The organism is Polaromonas sp. (genome assembly GCF_030689685.1).
In the GTDB taxonomy this organism is placed as follows: domain Bacteria; phylum Pseudomonadota; class Gammaproteobacteria; order Burkholderiales; family Burkholderiaceae_C; genus Polaromonas.
This window is the reverse complement of the sequence record NZ_JAUYEY010000050.1, coordinates 1-19,138: the sequence shown is the minus strand read 5'-3', so window position 1 is coordinate 19,138 and position 19,138 is coordinate 1. Positions and strand designations below refer to the sequence as shown.

Here is a 19,138-nt window from a genome sequence, read left to right as displayed (position 1 = left end):
GATAAAAATCAATTCGATTGATTAAATTCAATAAATCTATTAAATTGCAATTTCTATCTTTTTTGGGTTATTCCAATGCCACGCGAACCCCAGACTTTTGAGACTGCCATCACGGCCAATGATTTCTCCAGCGACGACTACTGCGGCACCACCTATGCCGCGAAGCTGCTTGGCTTGTCGGTGGCTACCGTGCAGTCACTGGTTGAAAAGGGCGAAATTGAGGCCTGGAAAACGCTCGGCGGTCACCGCCGGCTGTCGTTGCGAGCCATCAACATTTACCTGCAGAAAAACAGCCCGCAACTGTCGCCAGCGGACCCCGATCCGCGCAGCCGCTTGAGCGTTCTGGTGGTGGAAGACGACGAAGACGCGCGCGAGCTCTACAAGGCGCAATTTGAGGAGTGGGACATGGCGGTGGACTGCAGCTTCATGCCCTCCGCGCTCGAAGCCCTGATGGACATCGCCACCATGCGGCCAGACCTGCTGATCACGGACCTGAACATGCCTGGTGTCGACGGCATGGAGATGTTGCGCGCGCTCAAGCGCAACCAGCAACTGGTGGCCATGCAAATCCTGGTGATCAGCGGCTTGCCCCGGCAAGCTGTGGCAGAGCGCGGCGGGCTTCCACCCAACTCGCATTACCTGGAAAAACCCATCAACTTCGATTGGCTGCACGGTTACGTGACCGCTCTGCTGGTGGCCAATCGCAAGTGGCGCTGACGCGTCAGCCTACAACGGCGCTTGAAAAGAGCGGCCATCGTGCAGTCCCCACTGACCGTGTTCCGCGCTTGGCTGCGAGCCGTCCGGCCTGGGCGGCGGCGTCCCACCTCATGTGACGCCGGAGCCGACGGCAGCGAGGCGGCCAGCATTGAGGCGCTGCAAGCCGGGCTGGAGCTGGCGACCCAGGGCATCATCGTGCTCGACGCCGGCTGGACCATCGTGGCGCTCAACAGCCATGCGCAGTCGCTGATTCGTTCGTTCGGCGCCAGCCTGCCCGGAACGGAGTTCTGGGAAGCCGTGCCGGACCTGATTGCAGAAAACCACCGCAGCGTTTCCGAGCAGGCCTTGCGAGGCGGCTTTGCGCATGCCTTTGTTGTCCACGATTCGTTTGAAGACCAGTGGGTCGAGTACAGCCTCAGGCCGCATGGCTGCGGAACAGTGGTCAACCTGCGCGATGTCAGTGACACCCGCCAAGCGCAGCTGCTGCTGCAGGGCAGCGAGGGTTGCAACAAAAGCCTTTTTGACGGCAACACCCAGGCCATGTGGCTGTTGGATGCCGACTCCCGGCATGTGCTGGCGCTCAACAAGGCGGCGGCTGTTTTTTACGGGCTGCCGGGCGGCAGCGTGGCGATGCCGCAGGTGGAGGCCTTTTTTCCGGAAGGCGAAGCGGTGCGCTGGTTGACCAGCCTGCCGGCCGGTGACTTCCAGCAGCAGATGCGGGTTTGCACACAACGCAAGATCACTGGCGAGCTGGTGCTGGTGGAGTTGGCCTGCAGCACCGTGAAATGGTTTGAGCGGCCAGCTAGGCTGGTCAGCGTTGTGGATGTGGGGGCGCGGCATTTTGCCGACTCGCAGTTGCAGAGGCTCAACGACACGCTGGAGCAGCGCATCGCGCAATGCAGCGCTGACTTGCAGCGTAGCCGCGATGAGCTCGGCATCTTCACGCACGCCATGTCCGATTTCCTCAAGGCGCCGCTGCATGTCGTCAGTGGCTTTGCCACCATGCTGGCTGAGCGCTATTCGGCCGCGCTGGACCCGCTGGGCCGCCACTACCTCGCGCGTATCCGCGTCAGCACCCGCCAACTGGCCAAACTGATCGACGACGTGCGCACGCTGGCCCATTTGCCGGGAGTGGTGCTCAACCGCGAGCAGGTGAACCTGGCGCCACTGTGTCGTCGGCTGATTGAGGACTGGCGCAAGCGCGAGCCGCAGCGTCAACTGGTGCTTGAGATTGCGCAGACGCTGCCGGTGTTCGGCGACAAAAACCTGCTGGTCACGGCGGTGGACTGCCTGATGGACAACGCCTGGAAGTTCACCGCCAAAAAAGAACAAGGCTGGATCAAGGTGGCGCTGATGCCAGGCGCATCACCCCAGCACAGCGTGTTGATGGTGGCGGACAACGGGGCCGGTTTCGACGCGGCCTATGCCGACAAACTGTTCACCGCTTTTCAGCGCCTGCATTCGTCCGCAGATTTTCCTGGCGGCGGCCTGGGCCTGGCGATTGTCAAGCGTGTGACCGAGCGCCACGGCGGTGCTGTCTGGGCCACCACCACAGACAACGGTGGCGCCAGTTTTTTCATGTCGCTGCCACAGGCACCGCAGGACGACGGTGCAACGGAGGTGCCGCGCCTGCCGCCGCCAGATCAAGCGGGCTGAAACCGGTAGATGCCGTCGCTGCCCAACTGGCGCCGCAGCTTGCCCTCAAACCACAGCGTATGCAGGTGGGCCACGGCCTCACCCATGGCAAACGTGGTCTGGTGCAGATCCAGTGGACGTTTGAACATCACTGGCAGGATGTCGGCGCCGCTGCAGGGGCTGGCCGTGCAGGCCTGCATCACTTCAGCCAGCCGGTCGCGGTGGTGCGCATGCAACTGGTCAATCCGTGTGTGCAGGCCACGAAAAGGCTTGCCGTGGGATGGCAGCACCAGCGTGTCGGCATCCAGGGTCTTGAACCTGGCTATCGATTGCAGGAACAGCGTCAACGGGTTGGACTCGGGCTCCACATCGTAGACGCTGATGTTGGTCGAGATGCGCGGCAGGACCATGTCGCCGCTGATCAGCAAGCCGGCGTTTTCAGAGGCCAGGGCGATATGTTCCGGTGCGTGGCCGTAGCCACTGATGCAGGTCCAGTTGCGCCCGCCGATGCGGATCACCTGCCCGTCCATCATGCGGTGAAAGCAGCTGGGGAGGGCTGGCACCAGTCCGGGGTAGTAGTTGCTGCGGCCACGAATCTGCGCAAGGTAGTCGGCGTTGGTCAGGCCATGCGAGGCGAAAAAAACGGCTGAATTTTCACCGCCGAAACCGGTGCCGCCGCGAATGCTCAGGCTGGCCGTGTTGTAGTCGGTGGCGCTGATCCACAGCGGCGCTTTCCAGCGTTCGCACAGCCAGTGCGCGAGTCCGAGGTGGTCGGGATGCATGTGGGTCACGATGACGCGCAGGATCGGCAGGCCTTCAAGCGCGTCGGCAAAAATTTGTTCCCATTGGGCTTTCGCTTCGTCGCGGCTGACGCAGCAATCAACCACGGTCCAGCCCTGCTGCCAGCCTTGCGGGCCGTCAAGCTCGTCGCGCAGCAGCCACAGGTTGATGTGGTCCAGCGCAAACGGCAGGCCCATGCGTATCCACTTCACGCCGGGCGCGACCTCCAGCGTGCCGCCGGCGGTCGGCAGGGCGTCGCCCAGGGGGTAGAGAAGTTCGGCTTCCTGTGCATTCATCTTGTAAGATCACCGATTCATTGACGTTTACGTTAACGTAAACAGCCCATTACACCTGATTTGGCGGGCAGTTTCACAAAGGTCCTGTCACCCGGGTTTGACAAGCATGGCAAGCACCACCTATTCCATCAGCGACTTGGCCAAAGAGTTTGACCTGACCACGCGCGCGATCCGGTTTTATGAAGACATGGGGCTGCTGCAGCCGCAGCGCGAAGGGCCGGGCGGGCGCAGCCGCGTGTACACCGCCCGCGACCGCACCCGGCTCAAATTGACCTTGCGCGCCAAGCGCCTGGGCCTGAGCCTGACCGAGGCGCGCGAAATCATCGACACCTATGACAGCCCGCGTGACACCGGCCCGCAACTGACCAAGTTCCTGGCCGTGCTGGCCCAGCATCGCAAGCAGCTCGAAGAGCAGATGGCCGACCTGCAGGCCAACCTGGAAGAAGTGAAAGTGCACGAAAAAGAAGCCCGTACGCTACTGGCCAAGACCGGTAAAAAGGCAAAATAGACCATAATTGACGTTTACGTAAACGTCAATCAAAAGAAACGACAAACAGCGCATGCATCAGCCTGACTTCAAGCCCAAAGACGCGGCTTACGCGGCCCGCGTGCGGGACAGCTTTGCGTTGCAGGGCGCCATGGCCACCCTTGGCGCTTCGCTGGGCGATATCGCACCCGGTCGTGTCGTGATCGAGCTGCCCTGGGCCGCCGGCCTGACCCAGCAGCACGGCTTTTTGCATGCCGGCATGGTCGCCACGGCGCTGGACTCGGCCTGCGGTTATGCCGGCTTCACGCTGATGCCGGAGGGTGCCGGCGTGCTGACCATTGAATTCAAGATCAACCTGCTGGCGCCGGCCAAGGGCCAGAGCTTTCGCATGGTCGGCCAGGTCATCAAGCCCGGCCGCACCATCACCGTCACCGAAGGCCGGGCTTACGCCATCGACGACGGGCGTGAAAAATTGATCGCTACCCTGGGCGCCACGCTGATGACCATCACCGGCCGCGACGACGTCAAGAACTGAATTCTCAAGGAGACTTTTGTGAACAACCTGCCCGGACTCAACTTCCAGCTCGGTGAAGACATCGACGCACTGCGCGACGCAGTGCGCGAATTTGCGCAGGCCGAGATCGCGCCCCGCGCAACGGAGATCGACCGCAACGACCAGTTCCCCATGGACCTCTGGCAAAAAATGGGCAGCCTGGGCGTGCTGGGCATCACTGTCAGCGAAGAATATGGCGGCGCCAACATGGGTTACCTGGCGCACATGATTGCCATGGAAGAGATCAGCCGTGCCAGCGCGTCGGTGGGCCTGTCTTACGGCGCGCACAGCAACCTGTGTGTCAACCAGATCAAACGCAACGGCACTGAAGAACAGCGCCAGAAGTATCTGCCCAAGTTGATCAGCGGCGAACATGTCGGTGCGCTCGCCATGAGCGAGCCGGGCGCCGGTAGCGACGTGATCAGCATGAAGCTCAAGGCTGAAGACAAAGGCGGCTACTACCTGCTCAACGGCAGCAAGATGTGGATCACCAACGGGCCGGATGCCGACACCCTGGTGGTGTATGCCAAGACCGAGCCTGAGCTGGGCGCGAGGGGCGTCACGGCTTTCCTGATCGAAAAAGGCATGAAGGGTTTTTCGGTCGCGCAAAAGCTCGACAAACTGGGCATGCGCGGCTCACACACCGGCGAGCTGGTGTTCAGCAATGTCGAGGTGCCCGCGCAAAACATTCTGGGTGGCCTCAACGGCGGCGCCAAGGTGCTGATGAGCGGGCTTGACTATGAACGCGCCGTGCTGACCGGCGGGCCACTGGGCATCATGCAATCCGTGATGGACAACGTGATTCCCTACATCCATGACCGCAAGCAGTTTGGCACCCCCATTGGCGAGTTCCAACTGATCCAGGGCAAGGTGGCCGACATGTACACCGCGCTGCAGGCCGGACGCTCGTTTGCCTACACCGTCGCCAAAAACCTCGACATGTTGGGCACCGGCCATGTGCGCCAGGTGCGCAAGGACTGCGCTTCGGTGATTCTCTGGTGCGCTGAAAAAGCCACCTGGATGGCCGGCGAGGGCGTGCAGATTTTCGGCGGCAATGGCTACATCAACGACTACCCGCTGGGCCGGCTCTGGCGCGACGCCAAGCTGTATGAGATTGGTGCAGGAACCAGCGAGATACGCCGCATGCTGATTGGGCGCGAGCTGTTTGCCGAGACCATGTGAAAATCGGCCATGCCCCTGCAAATACAAAAGCTCTTCGCCCACAACCGTGCCTGGGCCGCACAGATGGAGCGCGAGCGCCCCGGTTTCTTCACCGGGCTGGTCAAGCAGCAGACCCCGCGCTATATGTGGATAGGCTGCTCCGACAGCCGCGTGCCCGCCAACCAGATCACCGGGCTGGAGCCGGGCGAGGTGTTTGTGCACCGCAACGTGGCCAACCTCGTGGTGCATTCCGACCTCAATGCGCTGTCGGCGATCCAGTTTGCCGTCGAGCGACTCAAGGTCAGGGACATCATGGTGGTCGGTCACTACGGTTGCTCGGGTGTGCAGGCTGCCCAGGAGGGCGCGCGTATCGGCTTGGCCGACAACTGGATACGTCACATCCAGGACGTGCGCCACCGACACCGGCAAATGCTGGACAGCCTGCCGGAAGCCGTGCGTGCCAATGCACTGTGTGACATCAATGTGATCGAGCAGGTGGTCAATGTGTCGGTCAGCACAGTTCTGGTCGATGCCTGGTCGCGTGGCCAGGAGGTCAGGGTGCACGGCTGGGCTTTCGGTGTGCATGACGGCCTGTTGCAGGACTTGCAGATGAGCATCTCCAGCCCCGGGCAACTTGACGGCCTGTATCGCAAGGCGATCGACCGGGTCGCGGAAACCTGGAACCGACCCTCTGCCGAGGCTTGAGCGTGTTTCCCCAGCGCCTCGACTCCCCGCTTGCCTACGACATAGCCAAGGCGATGATGGACGGCTTCAACCGCCATTACCAGCTGTTCCGCACCGAGTCGGCGCGTGCCAAACACCGCTTTGAAACCGCCGACTGGCACGGCCAGCAGCGCGCGCAGCGCGAGCGCATCGAGTTTTACGACCTGCGTGTGCGTGAAGCCTCCATGCGGCTGGAGCGCGAGTTCAAGGCCGGCGAGCAGCCGATGGAGGTCTGGCATCAGATCAAGCTGCATTACATCGGCTTGCTGGTGGACCACCACCAGCCCGAGCTGGCTGAGACTTTTTTCAATTCGGTCACCACCAAAATCCTGCACCGCAGCTATTTCCACAACGACTTTATTTTCGTTCGGCCCGCTGTCAGCACCGAATACATCGAAAACGACGAACCGGCTGCGCAGCCGACCTACCGGGCCTACTACCCCACACGCGACACCCTGAAAGAGCATCTGGTCAAGCTGGTCAATGACTTCGAACTGCATATTGAGTTCGAGGACCTGGAGCGTGATGCCGGTTATGTTGTCGAGGAGCTCAGCGCTCGTCTGGGCGAGGTCAAGCTGCGCGCCAACTTCCAGATGCAGGTGCTCTCCGGCCTGTTTTTTCGCAACAAGGGCGCTTACATCGTCGGCAAGCTGATCAACGGTTTCAGTGAGCTGCCTTTTGCGCTGCCGCTGCTGCATGCCAAATCGGGCAAACTGGCGATTGACTCGGTGCTGATCGGCGAAGACGACCTGCTGATCCTGTTCAGCTTTGCGCGCGCTTACTTCATGGTCGACATGGGCATTCCGTCGGCTTATGTTCAGTTTTTGCGCAGCATGATGCCGCGCATGCCACGCGCCGAGATCTACAACGCGCTGGGCCTGGCCAAACAGGGCAAGACGCTTTTTTACCGCGACTTTTTGTACCACCTGCGGCATTCGACCGACAAATTCCGCACCGCGCCCGGCATCAAGGGAATGGTCATGCTGGTGTTTGACTTGCCGTCTTTCCCCTACGTCTTCAAGGTCATCAAAGACTATTACCCGCCGCAAAAAGACACCACGCGCGAGCAGATCAAGGGCAAGTACCTGCTGGTCAAGCAGCACGACCGTGTAGGCCGCATGGCCGATACCCAGGAGTACAGCGAGGTGGCTTTTCCGCGCGAGCGTTTTGACGACGAGCTGATTGCCGAGATTGAAAAGTTCGCGCCCAGCCAGCTTGAGATCAGCGACCGCGACGGCGACGGCCAGACCGAAGTCATCATCAAACATGTGTACATCGAGCGGCGCATGATCCCGCTGAACATCTACCTGCAGGAGGCGTTTGACACCGGCGTGGAAGACCCTTTTGCCAAGGGCCAGATCGAGCGCGCTGTGCTGGAATACGGCAACGCGATCAAGGACCTGGTGGCCGCCAACATCTTCCCCGGCGACATGCTCTGGAAAAACTTCGGCATCACGCGCCACGGCAAGGTGGTGTTCTACGACTATGACGAGATCGAATACATCACCGACTGCAACTTCCGCAAGGTGCCGACGCCGCGCAACGAAGAAGAAGAAATGAGCGGCGAGGTCTGGTACAAGGTCGGTCCCAAAGACGTCTTTCCGGAAACCTTCGGCCCCTTTTTGCTGGGCAACGACGCAGTGCGCGAAGTGTTCATGAAGCACCATGCCGACCTGCTTGAAGCCGCCTTCTGGCAAGGCCACAAGGAGCGGATTGCCGCCGGTCATGTGCATGACGTGTTTCCGTACGAGCGCGAGCGGCGCTTTGTGCGCAAGTACGCTGAGCCCAAGGCTTGAGGCTGCATGATGAGAGACGCTTGGGAATATGCCAGCTTCGTGGTGACCGCACTGGCCCTGCCGTTTGCCATCATTTTCTTTGCGCTGGAGCAGCGCAAGGAGCGCGACAACGAAGACGAAGAGGCTTACCAGCTACTGTCTGACGCTTACAACGACTTTCTGAAAGTCGTGCTCGCTAACCCCGACCTGCATCTGCGCACCAACGAGGCCCTGTCACACCCCACGACAGAACAGAACGAGCGAACCATGATCATCTACGAGATGCTGATCTCGCTTTTCGAGCGCGCCTACATCGTGGCTTGGCGCGAGCGCATGTCCGAAGTGGAAGCGCGCCGCTGGAATAGCTGGGACGACTACATCCGCGACTGGTGCCGCCGCGAAAATTTTTTCAATGCCCTGCCGCTGCTGTTGCGCGGCGAGGACCCGCAATTCCAGAAATACATCCTGCGTGTCGCCGATGAAGAGCGCGGCACCGTGATCCAGCTTGTATAACCATTTTCAAGGAAAACCATGTCCACTACCATCGTCGACCCCATCGTCATTCTTGGCGCCGCGCGCACCCCCATGGGCGGTTTTCAGGGCGATTTTTCCAGCCTGTCCGCGCATGACCTGGGCGGCGCCGCGATCAAGGCCGCCATTGAGCGCTCGGGTATTGCGCCTGAAAAGGTGGATGAAGTGCTGTTTGGCAATTGCCTGATGGCCGGCCAGGGCCAGGCGCCCGCGCGTCAGGCCGGTTTCAAGGGCGGCTTGCCCGCCAGCACCGGCGCTGTCACGCTGTCCAAGATGTGCGGCTCCGGCATGGAAGCCACGATGCTCGCGCACGACCAGCTCCTGGTCGGCAGCCGCGACGTGATGGTCGCTGGCGGCATGGAAAGCATGACCAACGCGCCGCACCTGCTGCTCAAGGGTCGCAGTGGCATACGCATCGGGCATGACCGCATTTTTGACCACATGATGCTCGACGGCCTGGAGGATGCCTACGAGCCCGGCCGCGCCATGGGCACCTTTGGCGAGCAGTGCGCCGACAAATACAAGTTCACGCGTGAGGCGCAGGACGCCTTTGCCACCACCAGCGTCAACCGCGCCAAGGCTGCCACCGAGTCCGGCGCTTTCAAGGCCGAGATCACACCCGTCACCGTCAAGAGCCGCAGTGGCGAGACGGTGGTTTCCATCGACGAAGGCCCGGGCAAGGTCAAGCTCGACAAAATCCCCACGCTCAAACCCGCGTTCAAGAAAGACGGCACGATCACCGCCGCGTCCAGCTCGTCCATCAACGACGGCGCCGCCGCTCTGGTGCTGGCGCGTGCATCAACGGCGAAAGAGCTTGGCGCCAAGCCCATCGCCCGCATCGTAGGCCACGCCACCTTTGCGCAAGAGCCCGAGTGGTTTACCACCGCACCTGTCGGCGCGGTCAACAAGCTGCTCAAGAAAATCGGCTGGAGCGTGAAAGACGTGGACCTGTGGGAGGTCAACGAAGCTTTTGCCGTCGTGCCCATGGCCGCCATGAAAGAGCTGGGTATCAGCCACGCTATCGTCAATGTCAACGGCGGCGCCTGCGCGCTGGGCCACCCGATTGGTGCCAGCGGCGCCCGCATTATCGTCACCCTCATCTATGCGCTACAGGCGCGCGGCCTTCAACGCGGCGTGGCCACGCTGTGTATTGGTGGCGGTGAAGGTACGGCTCTGGCGCTGGAGTTGCTATAAATAAGATAGCTGCTTGCGCCCGTAGGTAAAGGGCTACAGCCTGATTTTACTATAAAGATGTTGGTATGAACACAGTTTTGGTGATAGGCGCATCGCGCGGCATTGGCCTTGAGTTTGTTCGCCAGTACCGCGCAGATAACGTGCGCGTGCTGGGCACCGCGCGCGACGAGGCGGGCTTGCAGCGTCTGCGCAAGCTGGGCGCCCAGGCCCTCCAGCTGGATTTGGCCGACCCGGCCAGCATCAGCGGTCTGACCGGGCAACTCGACGGTGAAAAAATCGATATTGCGCTCTATGTGGCGGGTGTTTTCCCCCAAGGCGATGCGCGCACGCCGCCCACGCAGGCTGTGTTTGACCACACTTTGCACACCAACGTGCTGGGCGCCATGCAGGCCCTGCCGCAAGTGGCGCCGCTGGTAGAGGCGACTGGTGGTTGCTTTGCCTGCATCACCAGCGAGATGGGCTGTATCGGTGAGGTCCCCTCCAGTGACGCCTGGACTTACCGCGTCAGCAAAGCGGCGCTGAACATGGCTGTTGCCGCTGCCCAGCACGACTACCCCGGCGCCGTGCTGGTGGCGCTGTCGCCAGGTTGGGTGCAGACTGAGATGGGTGGCACTGGCGCTCCGCTGAGCGTTCACAGCAGCGTGGCGGCCATGCGTAAAACACTGGCTGCCTTGACCCCGCAACACAAAGGCGCGTTCCTCAATTACGACGGCTCGCGTTTTGCAACTTGGTGACCTGACATGCTTTTGACGCAAGACCAGCAGATGATCCGCGACGCGGTGCGCGACTTTGCGCAGACCGAACTCTGGCCCCATGCCGCCCGATGGGACAAAGAGCACCACTTTCCGGTCGAGGCACACAAGGGCCTGGCCGCGCTGGGTGCTTACGGCATTTGTGTGCCGGAAGAGTTTGGTGGTGCCAACCTCGACTACATGACGCTGGCGCTGGTGCTGGAAGAAATTGCCGCCGGTGACGGCGGCACCAGCACGGCGATTTCCGTGACGAATTGCCCGGTCAACGCCATCCTGATGCGTTACGGCAATGCAGCGCAGAAAAAGCAGTGGCTCACACCGCTGGCGCAGGGCCAGATGCTCGGCGTGTTCTGCCTGACCGAGCCGCAGGTGGGCAGCGACGCCTCATCACTGCGCACGACGGCGGTCAAACAGGGCGACGAATACGTGATCAACGGCGTCAAGCAGTTCATCACCAGCGGCAAAAATGGCCACGCGGCGGTGGTGATCGCCGTCACCGACAAGGGCGCCGGCAAAAAAGGCATGAGCGCCTTCATCGTGCCGACTGACGCGCCCGGCTACGTGGTGGCGCGGCTGGAGGACAAGCTGGGCCAGCACAGCAGCGACACGGCGCAGATCAACTTTGACAACTGCCGCATCCCGGCGGACAACCTGATAGGCGCCGAGGGCGAAGGCTACAAGATCGCCTTGGGCGCGCTGGAGGGCGGGCGCATCGGCATTGCCGCGCAAAGTGTCGGCATGGCCCGCAGCGCGTTTGAGTTTGCGTTGAGTTATGCCAAAGAGCGGCAAAGCTTTGGCACCGCCATCTTCAACCACCAGGCGGTCGGTTTCAGGCTGGCTGATTGCGCCACCAAAATTGAAGCCGCGCGTCAGCTGATCTGGCATGCGGCCAGCCTGCGCGATGCCGGCCAGCCCTGCCTGAAAGAAGCCGCCATGGCCAAACTCTTCGCCAGCGAGATGGCCGAAGAAGTCTGTAGCGCCGCCATCCAGACCCTGGGGGGTTATGGTTATGTGAGCGACTTCCCGGTAGAGCGAATTTACCGCGACGTGCGTGTCTGCCAGATCTATGAAGGCACGTCTGACGTGCAGAAGATCATCATTCAGCGAAATCTCTAGGCGCACCCCCGTTGAGGCTCACTGCGTGTAGCCTCCTCCCCCCTTGCTGGGGGCGGCGCCTTCGGATCGGCAAAGCCGGACCCGCGGCCCCTACTGGGGTGATGTAAAGGTTGAAAATCAACCATTGCGTGGTTGATTTTCAACCAGTAAACTACCGACCATGTACCCCCGACACATCGCCCCTCTGCTTGCCGATGCGCTTTCGGATACGCCGGTTGTGCTGGTCAATGGTGCGCGCCAAAGCGGCAAAAGCACGCTGGTGCAGTCGCAAGCGGCGGCGGAGGGCGCGCCGCGCCAATACCTGACGCTGGACGACGCAGTGGTGCTCAATGCCGCTCGGTCCGACCCTGCCGGTTTTGTGAACGCGCTACAAGGGGCCGTGACGCTTGATGAAGTGCAGCGCGCGCCCGGTTTGTTTCTGGCCATCAAGGCGGCGGTGGACCGCGGGCGTCAGCCCGGCAAGTTTTTGCTGACCGGCTCGGCTGACGTGTTGTTGTTGCCCGGTATTGCCGATTCGCTGGCCGGGCGCATGGAGGTGTTGTCGCTTTGGCCGCTGTCGTGTGCCGAAATGGCAGGCAGCCCTTCGCTCAATCGCGCCGACGCTTTGTTCCAGGCCGATTGGTCTGCTTTAAAGGTAGTGCCCTGCGAGCGAGTTGAATTGGTCAGCCATCTTCTGGCCGGTGGTTTCGCGGACGCTGTGGCGCGTACCGGTGCGCGCCGACGCGAGGCCTGGTTTGACAGCTATGTTCAGGCCATCCTGCAGCGTGACGTGCGCGACTTGGCGAACATCGAGCAACTGACTGAAATCCCAAACTTGCTGCAATTGCTGGCGACGCGCAGCGGCACCTTGCTTAACTTTGCCGAGCTGTCCCGCACCGCCGGGCTGCCGCAAAGCACCCTCAAGCGTTATTTCGCGTTGCTGGAGATGTTGTTTCTTGTGGTGCGCCTGCCCTCGTGGGAGCGTAACCCGGGCAAGCGCCTGGTGAAAGCGCCCAAGGTTTTTTTGCCCGACAGCGGCCTGCTCAACCATTTCATGGCGGCTACCGCAGACAGCCTGATGGCCAAACCTGGCCTGCCAGGCGGCATGGTCGAAACTTTTGTGCTTGCCGAGCTGCTTAAACATGTGGCTTTTTCTGCGCAAGGCCTGTCGCTGTGGCACTACCGGACTCAAACCCACATTGAGGTCGATTTTCTTCTTGAAAATCGCCTGGGCCAGATCACTGGCATTGAGGTCAAGGCCAGCGCCACGGTGGACAGCAAGGACTTCAAAGGGCTGCGCCATCTGCAAGAGACAGAGCCTGCCATTTTTCAACACGGCGTCGTGCTGTATGCGGGACGCGAAGTTGTGCCGTTTGGGGACCAACTCTGGGCCGTGCCTCTGTCCTTCTGGTGGGCCGCTGATCGGGCCTAGTACTAGTATTGCCAGCGCTGCTTTTACAAGGAGAACCCCATGCCCATCACCAAAGGATTCCGCGCCCTTGTCGATGAGGCCATGGCCCAGGTCACCACTGATTCGGTGGACGAGGTCAAAGCAAGGCTCAACGACCCCACGGTGCAGATCGTTGACATCCGCGATGTGCGCGAGCTCAGCGCCGGGACCGTGGGGGGCGCCTCGCCGACTCCAAACAACCGCTGGCGCATGTTCATCGGAGAAATATCCCAGTTGACGGGCGCATCGCCCAAGGCCATTCGCCACTATGAATCGCTTGGCCTTCTGGGCAAGGTCAGCCGCGCCGGGTCCTACCGTGTGTATTCAAGCAATGACGTGAGGCAAGTCAGTTTGATCAGGCAAGCGCAAACCCTGAGCTTTCGTTTGTCAGAGTTGCGCCTGGTCTTGCAAGACGAAGCAAACGAACCCGACTGGGAAGGGCTGTCGCAACAAATAGAGCGCAAGCGACAGAGCATCAGGCACGAAATCGACAGGCTGCGCAGCCTGGACGCCCAATTGGATCGGATCAATCTGGAAATCCGCTCCTGTCCCGGCGGTGGCGAAAGCATAGGCGAAGCCTGCGATGTTGCGCCGCCGCTGCCAACCGCAAAAACTTCTTGACTCTGCCCCTAGGGGCAAGCCTTACCCTGACCCTTTTACTTTGGAGCAGGGCAACATGGGTAAGCGGATTCTGGTTATTTTGGGTCATCCTTCGAGCAACAGTTTTTGTAGCGCGCTCGCCGACAGTTATGTCAAAGCTGCCAGCAGCGCAGGCAATGAGGTCAGACTGCTTCGCCTGGGGGCGTTGAAGTTTGATGTTGTATTGCATGAGGGATTCAGGCAGGTTCAGGAGCTGGAGCCCGACCTGGTGCAGGCGCAGGAGGCCATCCGGTGGGCAGAGCATGTGTGCTTTGTTTTCCCGATCTGGTGGGGCGGGGTGCCGGCGTCGTTAAAAGGTTTTCTGGACCGGGCTTTCCTGCCGGGATTCGCGTTCAAGTACCGGGCAGGCGCCGCATTTCCGGATCAGCTCCTGAAAGGACGCTCGGCTCATGTTTTGGCGACCATGGACACACCGCCCTGGTATTTCAGATGGATGTATCGCATGCCCGCGCTGCACCAGATGCGCAAGACCACACTGGAGTTTTGCGGGATCAAGCCGGTCAAGGTGTTCAGCTTTGGTCCGATCCTCGGCTCCAAACCGTCGCAGCGAGAGGCATGGCTGGAAAAGACGCGCTCCGTCGCGTCCGGCATTTAACGCAAGGGCAAGGTCGCCCGCAGGGCTACTTCTACAATCACATGCATGGCGTCCATGGGGAAATAGAATTTTTTGCCCCCGAAAAAGTCCTGCTTACCCGGCCATTTGCCTGTATGAGGGCCCTTGGCTTGTCATTGCGGACTCGATCCGCAATCCATGTGTGCAGACTGGCGGCGGAGGTTTCTGCTGCGTGGATCCCGGGTCGAGCCCGGGATGACAGAAGAGGCCTAAACTGCTCTGTCATTGCGGACCCCAGACCCCAGACCCCGGACCCCGGACCCCGGACCCCGGATCCCGGATCCCGGATCCTGGATCCTGGTCCGGGGCAGGCCCGATCCGCAATCCATGCCCACCAACCACACAGCCGGAGCCAACCCAAAATGCCGATTACCAAAGGATTCCGCGCCCTCGTCGATGAGGCTATGGCCGAGGTCACCACTTATTCGGTGGCCGAAGCCCAGGCCACACTCGCCGACCCGCAGGTGCAGATCGTTGACATCCGCGATGTGCGTGAGCTCGAACGCGAGGGCACGGTGCCCGGCGCCTTGCTGGCGCCGCGCGGCATGCTCGAGTTCTGGGTGGACCCGGCCTCACCCTATTTCAAGCCGGTGTTTGGCGACGAGGGCAAGCAGTTCATCCTGTTCTGTGGCGCCGGCTGGCGCAGTGCGCTGGCCGCCAAAACGCTTCAGGACATGGGCATGAGCAACGTGGCCCACATTGACGGCGGCTTTGCCGAGTGGAAAAAGCAGGGCGCTCCGATGGAAACCCTGGAAGCGCACAAGCTGGCCCACGCAGCGCGTCATCCCGCGAAGGGTTGACAGTGGCTGCCTGCCCTTGCGACCGGGCCGATGGGCGTGGCCTGCCGCTGGCCTGGGCCGCCTGCTGCGCCCGCTACCTGGCGCATGACACCCCCGCGCCCGATGCCGAGTCGCTGATGCGCTCACGTTACGCCGCCTTTGTGCTGGCGCGGTCTGACTACCTGCTGGCCACCTGGCATACCAGCCAGCGCCCGGCAAGCATCGAGTTTGACCCCGGCGTGAAATGGCTGGGTCTTGAAGTGCGGCAGCACCGGGTACTTGACGCTACGCACTCCGAAGTTGAATTTGTCGCCCGGCAGAAAAGCCCGGGCAGCGCGGCGCTGCGCCTGCGCGAGGGCGGCCGTTGGTACTATGTGGACGGCGATCAACTGTGATTAAACGTCAAATCGGCCTCTGGCCCTTATCGGGCGGGCGTAAGCAGCTATTAAATTGGTAGTAAACATGGCCTTGTTGAAATTCGATGCGGTGTTGTTTGACTGTGATGGCGTGCTGGTAGACAGCGAGCCCATCACCAACGGCGTGCTGCGCGACATGCTGGAAGAAGCCGGCTGGCAGCTCAGCAGCGCCGAATGCATGCGCCTGTTCATCGGCAAGGCTGTCAAAGATCAGGCCGCCTTGATCGAGGCCAACACCGGTCGCCCACTGACCGAAGAATGGCTGCACGAGTTTCGTGGCCGGCGCAACGAGGGGCTGGCCGAAGGCCTGCTGCCGATTCGCGGCGTCCTTGAAGCCGTGGCGCAAATCGACGCGCTGTACCAGGGCCGCATCGCCTGCGCCTCAGGCGCTGACCGCTTCAAGGTCGAGCTGCAGCTCGAAAAATGCGGTCTCATGCCTTACTTCAAAGGCCGTATCTTCAGCGACCACGAGCTGCCACGCTCCAAGCCAGCGCCCGATGTGTACCTGGCCGCCGCTGCGGCGCTGGGGGTGGATGCCAAGCGCTGTGCCGTGGTGGAAGATACGGTCACCGGCGTCATGTCTGGCGTGGCCGCCGGGGCCACGGTGTTTGGCTACAGCCCGGCAGAGACGGGGCATGATACGCCAGGCGCGTTGACCAAAGCGGGCGCCGCGCGGATTTTTACCGACATGAAAGAGCTGGCGGCGTTGCTGAGCTGAACCGGCGCGGCTCAGCCCAAGGTCATGTGTTGGGCCAGGTGGCTGTACACCGCAGACACCCGCCGCAGATGGCGTGACTCGGCATGGGTCAGCAGCCAAAGCTCTGTCTGGCACTCATCCAGCGCATCCGTCAGCGCCCGCAGGTCGGTGCGGCCCTGCGCCAGAAACAGGGGTAACAAACCAATGCCCATGCCTTGCCCCACCATTTCCGCCACCGTCAGGATGCTGTTGACCCGGTAGCGCGGCGCCACTTTGGGAAAGTGCCTCTTGCGCCAGATGACCGAGGGGTGGTCTGGCAGCGCGTCATCGGGGGCTATCCAGATGGCTGTGGTGGCCACGTCTGCGTCAAAGCGTTTGGGCCCGCCTTTTCTGGCGGCAAACAGCGCCACCCGTATCGGCCCGACATGTTTGCCCACCAGGTGTTGCGGCGGCCTCCGGGTGGCGCGCACCGCAATGTCGGCGTCACGCCGTGTCAGGCTGGCCAGCTCATTGCCGGCATGCAGCTCATAACTCAGCAGGGGATGGCTTGTTTGCAGCAGTTTCAGAGCTGGCGCCACCAGCCCGTGCAGAACGGTGTCGGTGGTGGTGATGCGCACACTGCCCGAGACCTGCTCCGGGCTGGCCTGCGCGGCCGAGCGGGCTGACTCGAGTTGCACCTCCAGTTGTTCACCATGCGTGGCCAGCACCTGTGCCAGCTCCAGCGGCTGATAGCCAGTGCGGGAGCGCTCAAACAGCCGCTGGCCCAGCCCCTTTTCAATCCGCTGCAGTGAGCGGAATATGGTGGACGCATCCACAGCCAGGCGCTCACCCGCTTGTGCCAGCGTGCCGGTGCGTACCAGTGCGAGCACCACTTCAATGTCCGGGGCGCTGAGTTTGTATTGCATTGTTGCATTCATGGTTTGCGTGTGCGCCTATTTTCATTGCGTTGATGCAATCTTATATTACATCCGTCAATCAACCCATTGGAGAAGTGCAATGCAAGCAAACCCAACCGACAACACCGCAGCCTACGACGTGGCCCTGCTGCGAATCAGCCTGGGCGTGATGTGGATCGCCCACGCTCTGCTCAAGTTATTCGTGTTCACCCTGCCGGGTACCGCGCAGTTTTTTGAGAGCGTGGGCTTGCCTGGCATCCTGGCCTACCCCGTGTTTGCTGCGGAGCTGCTGGGCGGCACTGCCATCCTGCTCGGCTTGTATGCCCGCCAGGTGTCACTGGCGCTGACGCCCATCGTGGTGGGAGCCGCGTCGGTCCACTTTGGCAACGGCTGGCTGTTCACCAATCCGGGTGGCGGTTGGGAATACCCCGTTTTTCTGGTGGCGGCATCGGTAGCGCTTTGGCTGGCCGGCGACGGCGCCCTGGCCCTGCGCCGCAGCCAGCGTTTTGTGCCCGCCTTGTAATGAAGGCGCAAACCATGACCACACCCAAACTAACGCTCATCAGCCACAAGCTTTGCCCCTACGTCCAGCGCGCAGCAATTGTTCTGGCCGAAAAAGGCATCCCCTTCGAACGGCAGGACATTGACCTGGCCAATAAGCCCGACTGGTTTCTCAAACTCTCCCCGTTGGGCAAAACGCCCGTGCTGCTGGTGGACGGCGAAGCGGTGTTCGAGTCCGCCGTGATCTGCGAATACTTGGACGAAACCGCCGCACCCCGCCTGCACCCAAATGACGCATTGCAACGCGCCCGGCACCGCAGCTGGATGGAGTTCGGCTCCGCCGTCCTCAACACCATAGGCGCTTTCTACAACGCACCGGACGACGAAGCCCTGGCGGCGCGAGCTGCCGAGCTGCGTGCCAAATTCCAGCAGATCGAAGCCGCGCTGGGCGCAGGCCCCTGGTTTGCTGGCGAGCATTTCGGCATGGTGGATGCGGTCTTTGGCCCGGTCTTCAGGTACATCGACGTGCTGGACGCCATTGCTGATTTTGGCGTGTTTGCCGATACGCCCAAGGTCAACACCTGGCGTCTGGCACTGGCGCAGCGTGATTCGGTGCGCAAGGCCGTGCGGCCAGACTATCCGGCGTTGTTGCACAGTTTCCTGCTGAAGCGTGGGTCGGCGCTGTCAACCCGCATGACGCTTGCGCTGCCGGCTTGAGGGCTGGGCCGGTGCAGCGGAGGGGGTAAAGCGGATCAGCGTAGCGCCTCTGGCGTTCGAGGACATGCCTGCTCGTTCAAGTTTGAGCCGGCGATTCGCTCAAGTTCGGACCTTTTGCGATTGGGTTCACCGACAAGCCCCAGTCTGCCACTCATGGCGTTGACCGTCGGCTTTCTGGATTGGGGCAGACCGCTTTGAGGTCGGCTGCAGACGTCGACAGCGGCTATTCCCCTTGTCGGAACCGACCCGAAGCAGACATTCACCCGCATTCATGGTTTCGTGCATTTGCGACCATCAACGACTGCAGGTCTTGAGAGTTGCTTGTTAGGCGCTGGGCCGCCAATCTGGGCCTGCAACAATGCCGTCGAAGCCGTGGCGAAGATCTACGCGCTGTACCAGGGCCGCATCGCCTGGGCTTCGGGCGCTGACCGCTTCAAGGTCGAGCTGCAGCTGGCGAAGTGCGGGCTGATGCCTTATTTCAAGGGCTGCATCTTCAGCGGCCACGAGCTGCCGCGCTCCAAACCCGCGCCTGATGTGTACCTGGCCGCCGCTGCTGCACTGGGCGTTGACCCTAGGAGCCTGGGCGGCAGAAGGGACGTCGGCTGCAAAGCGGCCGCGACGGTCCATTTTTCACCGGCTTTTTGCCCCATAGCTACGGCTATGAGGCTGCAAACCCGGCAAAAACTGTCCTCGCCGGGGCCACTTTTCGC

General features: G+C 61.6%; 21 protein-coding genes and 1 pseudogene. 20 read left to right on the top strand and 2 right to left on the bottom strand.

What is annotated here, in order from left to right; all coding sequences use genetic code 11:
• Nucleotides 1-75 precede the first annotated feature (75 nt).
• A complete protein-coding gene (locus Q8O29_RS12225; RefSeq protein ID WP_305563153.1) occupies nucleotides 76-717 on the top strand; it encodes a response regulator in 642 nt (213 codons plus the stop codon).
• A 39-nt stretch (nucleotides 718-756) separates the two neighbouring features.
• Nucleotides 757-2,373, top strand: coding sequence for an ATP-binding protein (locus tag Q8O29_RS12220; protein WP_305563151.1), 1,617 nt, complete (start codon nucleotides 757-759; stop codon nucleotides 2,371-2,373).
• Here Q8O29_RS12220 and Q8O29_RS12215 read toward each other — a convergent pair.
• The gene (locus Q8O29_RS12215; RefSeq protein ID WP_305563149.1) at nucleotides 2,361-3,428 is read right to left on the bottom strand and encodes an MBL fold metallo-hydrolase; all 1,068 of its coding nucleotides are present in this window, start codon (nucleotides 3,426-3,428) and stop codon (nucleotides 2,361-2,363) included. The genes Q8O29_RS12220 and Q8O29_RS12215 overlap by 13 nt on opposite strands.
• A 106-nt stretch (nucleotides 3,429-3,534) precedes the next feature.
• Here Q8O29_RS12215 and Q8O29_RS12210 point away from each other — a divergent pair, with 106 nt between their 5' ends.
• From Q8O29_RS12210 to Q8O29_RS12135, 15 genes are all read left to right on the top strand, one after another.
• Complete coding sequence (locus Q8O29_RS12210; RefSeq protein WP_305563147.1) at nucleotides 3,535-3,936, top strand: MerR family DNA-binding transcriptional regulator; 402 nt, start codon at nucleotides 3,535-3,537, stop codon at nucleotides 3,934-3,936.
• A gap of 52 nt (nucleotides 3,937-3,988) precedes the next feature.
• A complete protein-coding gene (locus Q8O29_RS12205) occupies nucleotides 3,989-4,450 on the top strand; it encodes a PaaI family thioesterase (RefSeq protein ID WP_305563145.1) in 462 nt (153 codons plus the stop codon).
• An 18-nt stretch (nucleotides 4,451-4,468) separates the two neighbouring features.
• The gene (locus Q8O29_RS12200) at nucleotides 4,469-5,650 is read left to right on the top strand and encodes an isovaleryl-CoA dehydrogenase (RefSeq protein ID WP_305563143.1); all 1,182 of its coding nucleotides are present in this window, start codon (nucleotides 4,469-4,471) and stop codon (nucleotides 5,648-5,650) included.
• Nucleotides 5,651-5,659: 9 nt separating this feature from the next.
• On the top strand, nucleotides 5,660-6,334 hold the full coding sequence (gene can / locus Q8O29_RS12195; RefSeq protein ID WP_305563141.1) for a carbonate dehydratase: 675 nt from the start codon (nucleotides 5,660-5,662) through the stop codon (nucleotides 6,332-6,334).
• Between the two features lie 2 nt (nucleotides 6,335-6,336).
• Complete coding sequence (gene aceK, locus Q8O29_RS12190) at nucleotides 6,337-8,148, top strand: bifunctional isocitrate dehydrogenase kinase/phosphatase (protein ID WP_305563139.1); 1,812 nt, start codon at nucleotides 6,337-6,339, stop codon at nucleotides 8,146-8,148.
• A 6-nt stretch (nucleotides 8,149-8,154) separates the two neighbouring features.
• Nucleotides 8,155-8,640: a hypothetical protein gene (locus Q8O29_RS12185; protein WP_305563137.1), complete on the top strand. Its 486-nt coding sequence runs from the start codon at nucleotides 8,155-8,157 to the stop codon at nucleotides 8,638-8,640.
• Nucleotides 8,641-8,670: 30 nt separating this feature from the next.
• Entirely contained in the window at nucleotides 8,671-9,852 is a 1,182-nt protein-coding gene (locus Q8O29_RS12180; protein WP_305563221.1) for an acetyl-CoA C-acyltransferase, read from the top strand.
• Between the two features lie 65 nt (nucleotides 9,853-9,917).
• The gene (locus tag Q8O29_RS12175) at nucleotides 9,918-10,586 is read left to right on the top strand and encodes an SDR family oxidoreductase (RefSeq protein WP_305563135.1); all 669 of its coding nucleotides are present in this window, start codon (nucleotides 9,918-9,920) and stop codon (nucleotides 10,584-10,586) included.
• A 6-nt stretch (nucleotides 10,587-10,592) separates the two neighbouring features.
• Nucleotides 10,593-11,720, top strand: coding sequence for an acyl-CoA dehydrogenase family protein (locus tag Q8O29_RS12170; RefSeq protein WP_305563133.1), 1,128 nt, complete (start codon nucleotides 10,593-10,595; stop codon nucleotides 11,718-11,720).
• Between the two features lie 160 nt (nucleotides 11,721-11,880).
• The gene (locus Q8O29_RS12165; RefSeq protein WP_305563131.1) at nucleotides 11,881-13,131 is read left to right on the top strand and encodes an ATP-binding protein; all 1,251 of its coding nucleotides are present in this window, start codon (nucleotides 11,881-11,883) and stop codon (nucleotides 13,129-13,131) included.
• A 39-nt stretch (nucleotides 13,132-13,170) separates the two neighbouring features.
• Complete coding sequence (locus Q8O29_RS12155; RefSeq protein WP_371134227.1) at nucleotides 13,171-13,770, top strand: MerR family transcriptional regulator; 600 nt, start codon at nucleotides 13,171-13,173, stop codon at nucleotides 13,768-13,770.
• A gap of 55 nt (nucleotides 13,771-13,825) precedes the next feature.
• Nucleotides 13,826-14,404: an NAD(P)H-dependent oxidoreductase gene (locus tag Q8O29_RS12150; RefSeq protein ID WP_305563129.1), complete on the top strand. Its 579-nt coding sequence runs from the start codon at nucleotides 13,826-13,828 to the stop codon at nucleotides 14,402-14,404.
• A gap of 380 nt (nucleotides 14,405-14,784) precedes the next feature.
• Complete coding sequence (locus Q8O29_RS12145; RefSeq protein ID WP_305563128.1) at nucleotides 14,785-15,222, top strand: rhodanese-like domain-containing protein; 438 nt, start codon at nucleotides 14,785-14,787, stop codon at nucleotides 15,220-15,222.
• A 2-nt stretch (nucleotides 15,223-15,224) separates the two neighbouring features.
• Nucleotides 15,225-15,596 carry a YchJ family protein gene (locus Q8O29_RS12140; protein WP_305563126.1) on the top strand — a complete coding sequence of 124 codons (372 nt, stop codon included), beginning with the start codon at nucleotides 15,225-15,227 and terminating at the stop codon, nucleotides 15,594-15,596.
• Between the two features lie 67 nt (nucleotides 15,597-15,663).
• The gene (locus tag Q8O29_RS12135; RefSeq protein ID WP_305563124.1) at nucleotides 15,664-16,335 is read left to right on the top strand and encodes an HAD family phosphatase; all 672 of its coding nucleotides are present in this window, start codon (nucleotides 15,664-15,666) and stop codon (nucleotides 16,333-16,335) included.
• Nucleotides 16,336-16,346: 11 nt separating this feature from the next.
• On the opposite strand, the gene Q8O29_RS12130 is transcribed toward Q8O29_RS12135, so the two are convergent.
• Nucleotides 16,347-17,231: a LysR family transcriptional regulator gene (locus Q8O29_RS12130; RefSeq protein WP_305563122.1), complete on the bottom strand. Its 885-nt coding sequence runs from the start codon at nucleotides 17,229-17,231 to the stop codon at nucleotides 16,347-16,349.
• Nucleotides 17,232-17,310: 79 nt separating this feature from the next.
• Here Q8O29_RS12130 and Q8O29_RS12125 point away from each other — a divergent pair, with 79 nt between their 5' ends.
• From Q8O29_RS12125 to Q8O29_RS12115, 3 genes and pseudogenes are all read left to right on the top strand, one after another.
• Nucleotides 17,311-17,733 carry a DoxX family protein gene (locus Q8O29_RS12125; RefSeq protein WP_305563120.1) on the top strand — a complete coding sequence of 141 codons (423 nt, stop codon included), beginning with the start codon at nucleotides 17,311-17,313 and terminating at the stop codon, nucleotides 17,731-17,733.
• A gap of 14 nt (nucleotides 17,734-17,747) precedes the next feature.
• The gene (locus tag Q8O29_RS12120) at nucleotides 17,748-18,428 is read left to right on the top strand and encodes a glutathione S-transferase family protein (protein ID WP_305563118.1); all 681 of its coding nucleotides are present in this window, start codon (nucleotides 17,748-17,750) and stop codon (nucleotides 18,426-18,428) included.
• Between the two features lie 387 nt (nucleotides 18,429-18,815).
• Nucleotides 18,816-19,001, top strand: a pseudogene (locus Q8O29_RS12115) (HAD family hydrolase); the annotation flags it as partial.
• Nucleotides 19,002-19,138 lie beyond the last annotated feature (137 nt).